We start from the raw sequence: 5,497 nt of genomic DNA, 5'->3' as shown, positions 1-5,497 counted from the left end.
GGGGGGAGGGGGGGGNNGGGGGGGGGAGATAAATGAGCCGGTACCAGTTGACTGACTGAAACTTATCGAAAAAAAAGGAAAAGATTTATAAAATGATTAGTCTGATCATCAAAAAAGATGAAGAGATAAGTAGAAAGACTAAAGAAGCAGGAAAATTATTTTAGCAACTAACTTAGTAGAGGAAAATAAATTAGAAGCTAGTGAAATTCTGATAACTTATAAAAACCAGCAATCTACGGAAAGAGGATTTCGATTTTTGAAAGATCCCTTATTTTTTACTGATAGTTTCTTCGTTGAAAAACCAGAAAGAATAGAAACAATGTTATTTTTAATGTCTTTGTGTTTGTTGATTTATAACTTGGGGCAAAGAGAATTAAGAAATTGTTTAAAAAGAGTCAAAAAAGGAATAAATAATCAAGTAGGGAAAGTAACATTGCGTCCGACTTTGAGGTGGATATTTCAATGTTTTCAAGGTATTCATTATGTGATTTTAAACGGAGTTAAACAAATTGTCAATTTAACAGAAGAAAGGCGTTTTATATTGAGTTTATTACCTGCATCTTGTCAAAGATATTATCTATAAATTGAATTGGATAAAGCAAAAATAATAAAAGAATAAGAGTCTAATGATATCAAATGAGAAGAGGAAACTCTCCTTCGTTTGTGCTGAGTCTTGCTAAGTTTTCAATGAGTATAAATCTTCTTAATTTGATTATTTTTCCTAAAAATTTAATGAAAAGAGAAATATTCTTGCCCAGGTATGATTTTCGGACTTTTTAAAACTATGTATTGTTTTATACTACATTTTGAAGTGCGGAATCTGGGTTTAAAGTTCCCCCCTTTGTTAAGGGGGGTTAGGTGGGATCAACGTTATCGTAAAATACCTATAACTGACAGTTAACTCCTGAATACTAACCTATGTCTAAGTCGATAATTAACCTTCAAAGCGCAGAAAATCAGCAAACTTTAACCATAACCCCTCCCAACACAGGATTATCCCTACAAGGAACCCTACAAATACCTGGGGATAAATCTATTTCTCATCGCGCTTTGATGTTAGGGGCGATCGCAGAAGGAGAAACCATCATCGAAGGTCTACTATTAGGAGAAGATCCCCGTAGTACCGCCGACTGTTTTCGGGCTATGGGAGCAAAAATATCCCCATTAAACAACGAAAAAGTTACTGTACAAGGTATAGGGTTGGGACATTTACAAGAACCCTCAGAGGTACTCGAAGCAGGGAACTCTGGGACTACTATGCGCTTGATGTTAGGTTTATTAGCGTCTCACCCTGATCGCCTCTTTTGTGTCACAGGGGATGCTTCTTTGCGATCGCGTCCCATGTCCCGTGTCATCAAACCCCTGCAAACAATGGGGGCGAAAATCTGGGGACGCAATAATAACAGTTTAGCCCCTTTAGCTATCCAAGGACAAACTCTCAAACCCATTCATTACCATTCCCCCATCGCCTCAGCACAGGTAAAATCTTGTATTTTATTAGCAGGGTTAATGACAGAAGGAAAAACCACCGTCACCGAACCCGCTTTATCCCGTGATCACAGCGAACGGATGTTACAAGCTTTTGGGGCAACTTTAGATATTGATGCTACAACAAATAGTGTTACTATCACAGGCCATCCTGAGTTAACCGGTCAAAAAGTAATTGTTCCAGGGGATATTAGTTCCGCCGCTTTTTGGTTAGTGGCCGCCTCTATAGTAGAAGGAGCAGAATTATTGATTGAAAATGTTGGTATTAACCCCACCCGAACCGGTATTTTAGAAGCATTGGAGATGATGGGGGCAAATATTAGCCTAGAAAACGAACGGGTGATCACAGGGGAACCAGTGGCGGATCTCCGGGTGAAAGCGACTCAGTTAAAAGCTTGTACCATTCAAGGGGAGATCATACCTCGTCTCATCGATGAAGTACCTATTTTAGCTGTGGCCGCTTTGTTTGCTCAAGGGACAACTATTATTAAGGATGCTGCCGAGTTGAGAGTGAAAGAAAGCGATCGCTTAGCTGTCATTGCCTCACAGTTGGGGAAAATGGGTGCTAATATTACCGAGTTACCCGACGGGTTAGAAATTACTGGAGGAAAGGAATTAAACGGTGCTGAGGTAGATAGTTGTGGGGATCATCGTATTGCCATGAGTTTAGCGATCGCAGCTTTAAGAGCAAAAGGCAAAACCATTATTAACGGTGCCGAAGCTGCCGCTATTTCCTACCCCGAGTTTGTGGAAAGTTTGCAAGCGATCGCCCTAGAATAATTGTTTGAGAGACACCGAGTGTGAGCATCCTGCTCACTGGACTAATTAAGAAAAACTGTTGCCTGTTCCTCACTAAGATGGGCATAAATTAGCTATGATTAATTAAAAGGACATAATAGGGCATTTTTAATGAAATTTCAAGTTATTTTTACTTAGGATCCAGAATATGAGGGTTATATTGCTGAAGCTGTATCCTTACCTGGTTGTGTTAGTCAAGGTAAAACTATGGATGAGGCGATCGCCAATATAAAAGATGCCATTCAAGGTTATCTATATGTAGAAGAAAAGCATGGTAATGATAGTTTTTCTGTGGCACTCTAATACTGTTCAAAAGAAATTTTGAGATTAGTTCCTGTTGCCTCGGCAATTCTTTTTAGTGTTTTGAGCGTAGCATTTTGTTCTCCGCTTTCCCATCGGGCGATTTGGGACTGTTTAGCGCACATTCGTTGAGCAAGTTCTTCTTGAGTTAATCCTGCTTGGGTTCTTGCGGCAATAATAGCTGAGGCTATTTCAAACTCCATAGCCATTCCTTCATAAGCAGTTTTGTATTCTGCGTCTTTTAACCATTTTTGATGTAACTGAGAAATTTTAGTCATTATTCAATCTCCTCAGCCCGTTTTAGGGCAAGTTTAATTTCTTTTCTCGGTATTTTTTGGCTTTTTTTGATAAAGACTCTCACAACAATTACCCGTTTAGGTTTAGCTGTAACGTATAAAGCACGAGAAATCCCATCTTTTCCTTTGAGACGAATTTCCCACAGGGCTTTTTCTATATGTTTAACATAGGGTTCTCCTAAATTTTCTAAGCCATGTTCTGTGATGAGTTGACTTATCCAGACAAACCTCGCACGCATATTTGCTGGCAAGGCCGCAAGTTCTTCATCTACGGTTTCATTTAAAGTTTCAACGCTTCAGTCCATGAGTCCATTATAACTTATATGTTATGTTCTCTCCACTCTCAACACTCCAAACCCTTCTAACACTAACCTTATTCCCCCCCTTAATTAAGGGGGTTAGGGGGGATCTCAACCCTCCCCGAAAAAAAAAATAAAAAAAATTTTTTTCCAAAGTGATATGTTTTTTAAGCCAGGTGGGTATGTTCCTTGTAGAAGCAAAAAAAACACATTTACCTCTATCAAACAAGGAACATTCATCCAATGAATAACACATTTAAAGCTAACCTACTCAAAACTCTCGCTAACAAAAAAGGTAACAAAGGTTTCACCTTAATTGAATTATTAGTTGTTCTAATTAGGGTTTGCTGAATAAAAGCAAAACCCTATTCTTTAAAAGGTTACACCCATATTCGCGATCGCAAAAAAGATCAGCTTTGTCGGCTACAAACCGCTATAATTGGTAGAAACACCTCCCAGTTGTTGGTCAAGAACAAATGTATCGAAAAGAGGAGCAACCTTTACCGCCCCCAGAAAAATTTGAATTACCTTTCGAGGGCAAATTGTCCCCCAATAATCGTTGGGTAATCATGGCAGAGTTGATACCTTGGGATGATTTTGAGGAAGAATATGCTAAACTTTTTTCAGCAGAAAAAGGTGCGCCAGCCAAACTATTTAGAATGGCATTAGGGACATTAATTATTAAGGAAAAATTAGGAACAAGTGATAGAGAAACTATAGAACAGATTAGAGAAAATCCCTATCTACAATACTTTATAGGTTTAAATTGTTATCAACAAGAGCCACCACTGGAATCTTCAATGCTAGTTCATTTTAGGAAAAGAATTGATGGAGAATTGATAAACAAAATCAATAAAAAAATAGTAAAAAGAGAAATAGACAAGAGTGATAAAGAAGTAAAAAAAAAGGATTGTCTCCAAGAAAAAGGAGAAAAAATAAAAAATAAAGGTAAACTAATTTTAGATGCGACTTGTGCGCCAGCAGACATCAAATACCCAACGGATTTAGGCATATTAAATCAAGCCAGAATTGAGACAGAAAGAATAATAGATAATCTTTATAAACCATTAAGAGTAAAATTGAGAAAAAAGCCGAGAACTTCTAGAAAAATTGCTAGAAAGGAATACTTAAAAGTAGCTAAAAAACGAAAAGTATCTTATCAAGAAAGAAGAAAAGCTATCGGGAAACAGTTAAAATACCTTAAGAAAAATTTAGGAAATATAGAAGACTTAATTCAAGCTGGGGCTTCCCTGGAAAATCTGAGTAAAAGACAGAAAAATTGTCTAGAGACTATCAAAAAAGTTTATGAACAACAACAGTCAATGTGGGAGAATAAGACCCAGAGTGTTCCTCAAAGAATTGTAAGTTTAACTCAACCGCATATTCGTCCAATAGTGAGGGGAAAAGCAGGAAAACCAATAGAGTTTGGAGCTAAACTCTCAGTAAGCTGTGTAGATAACTATGTGTTTCTAGACAAAATAAGTTGGGAAAACTTCAATGAATCTTGTCATTTAAAAGAACAAGTAGAAAAGTATAAAGAAACGTTTGGCTATTATCCCGAATCCGTCCATGTAGATAAAATTTATCGAACTAGGGAAAACAGAAATTGGTGTAAGGAAAGAGGGATAAGAATCAGTGGTCCGAAGTTAGGAAGACCTCCGAAAAATGTCAGTGAAGAAGAAAAGAAACAAGCCCACTCCGATGAATGCTTCCGTAATGCTATTGAGGGAAAGTTTGGACAAGCTAAACGAAGATTTAGCCTAAATCTCGTGATGACAAAACTCCCTGAAACCTCCATTACATCTATTGCTATTACATTTTTAGTTGTCAATCTTTCTAAACTTCTGAGGCAGTTTTTGTCGCTTTTTTTGTCCTTATTTACTAATAATAGAACAGGGGAACTCATCAAACCGCTTTTCATTAATTTTGATTATACTTTAAACAATTTTTATGTACTAAAACTTATTGATTTGTCAGAAAATTCTTGGTCCCAAGTGGCATAAATTTTGGAGAAACTTTTTCAGCAAACCCTAATTATTAATTGTTAAATCCGGTTTAGGGATCAACGGCCGTTGACCCCTACATTAACGAACTCCGAAGTTCCTCACTCCCTTAACTAAAGTCATTATTGCGACGACGCAAACTAACCAAGACGAATAATCCAGCTATAGCCCTTAAACCAACAGTGGTAGATGATTCCGGAACGGACCTCACAGTGATGTGGAAACCGGCCAATACCTTGGGAATAAAAGATCCGGTTGTTAAAAATTTAAATTACCAAAATCCGTTCAAAATCTGTTGGTTCGGTTTGGAAAT

Annotated in this window: 4 protein-coding genes and 3 pseudogenes; 5 read left to right on the top strand and 2 right to left on the bottom strand. The window is 37.5% G+C overall.

The window, feature by feature from the left end:
- Window positions 1-65: 65 nt before the first annotated feature.
- The 3 genes and pseudogenes from CWATDRAFT_RS35060 to CWATDRAFT_RS29470 form a co-directional block, all read left to right on the top strand.
- Window positions 66-583 (top strand): annotated as a pseudogene (locus CWATDRAFT_RS35060) (IS1634 family transposase); the annotation flags it as partial.
- A 335-nt stretch (window positions 584-918) separates the two neighbouring features.
- The gene (gene aroA / locus CWATDRAFT_RS29475; protein WP_007308384.1) at window positions 919-2,268 is read left to right on the top strand and encodes a 3-phosphoshikimate 1-carboxyvinyltransferase; all 1,350 of its coding nucleotides are present in this window, start codon (window positions 919-921) and stop codon (window positions 2,266-2,268) included.
- A gap of 177 nt (window positions 2,269-2,445) precedes the next feature.
- Window positions 2,446-2,589: a type II toxin-antitoxin system HicB family antitoxin gene (locus CWATDRAFT_RS29470; protein WP_198139059.1), complete on the top strand. Its 144-nt coding sequence runs from the start codon at window positions 2,446-2,448 to the stop codon at window positions 2,587-2,589.
- Here CWATDRAFT_RS29470 and CWATDRAFT_RS29465 read toward each other — a convergent pair.
- Complete coding sequence (locus tag CWATDRAFT_RS29465; protein WP_007308383.1) at window positions 2,586-2,864, bottom strand: helix-turn-helix domain-containing protein; 279 nt, start codon at window positions 2,862-2,864, stop codon at window positions 2,586-2,588. The genes CWATDRAFT_RS29470 and CWATDRAFT_RS29465 overlap by 4 nt on opposite strands.
- Window positions 2,864-3,136: pseudogene (locus tag CWATDRAFT_RS29460) on the bottom strand (type II toxin-antitoxin system RelE/ParE family toxin); the annotation flags it as partial. The pseudogene CWATDRAFT_RS29460 and the gene CWATDRAFT_RS29465, both read right to left, overlap by 1 nt.
- A 288-nt stretch (window positions 3,137-3,424) precedes the next feature.
- Between CWATDRAFT_RS29460 and CWATDRAFT_RS35055 the strand changes: the two are divergent.
- Window positions 3,425-3,520 (top strand): annotated as a pseudogene (locus CWATDRAFT_RS35055) (prepilin-type N-terminal cleavage/methylation domain-containing protein); the annotation flags it as partial.
- A 137-nt stretch (window positions 3,521-3,657) separates the two neighbouring features.
- Window positions 3,658-5,184: an IS5-like element ISCwa2 family transposase gene (locus tag CWATDRAFT_RS29450; RefSeq protein ID WP_007308385.1), complete on the top strand. Its 1,527-nt coding sequence runs from the start codon at window positions 3,658-3,660 to the stop codon at window positions 5,182-5,184.
- Window positions 5,185-5,497: the final 313 nt, after the last annotated feature.

Source organism: Crocosphaera watsonii WH 8501 (genome assembly GCF_000167195.1).
Lineage (GTDB): Bacteria > Cyanobacteriota > Cyanobacteriia > Cyanobacteriales > Microcystaceae > Crocosphaera > Crocosphaera watsonii.
This window is presented reverse-complemented; position numbering and strand designations above follow the sequence as displayed.

Bases quoted from the DNA above. Each gene is read 5' to 3' on its own strand.
- CWATDRAFT_RS29450 (WP_007308385.1), top strand. From the start codon at position 3,658: ATGTATCGAAAAGAGGAGCAACCTTTACCGCCCCCAGAAAAATTTGAA.
- aroA (WP_007308384.1), top strand. From the start codon at position 919: ATGTCTAAGTCGATAATTAACCTTCAAAGCGCAGAAAATCAGCAAACT.
- CWATDRAFT_RS29465 (WP_007308383.1), bottom strand. From the start codon at position 2,864: ATGACTAAAATTTCTCAGTTACATCAAAAATGGTTAAAAGACGCAGAA.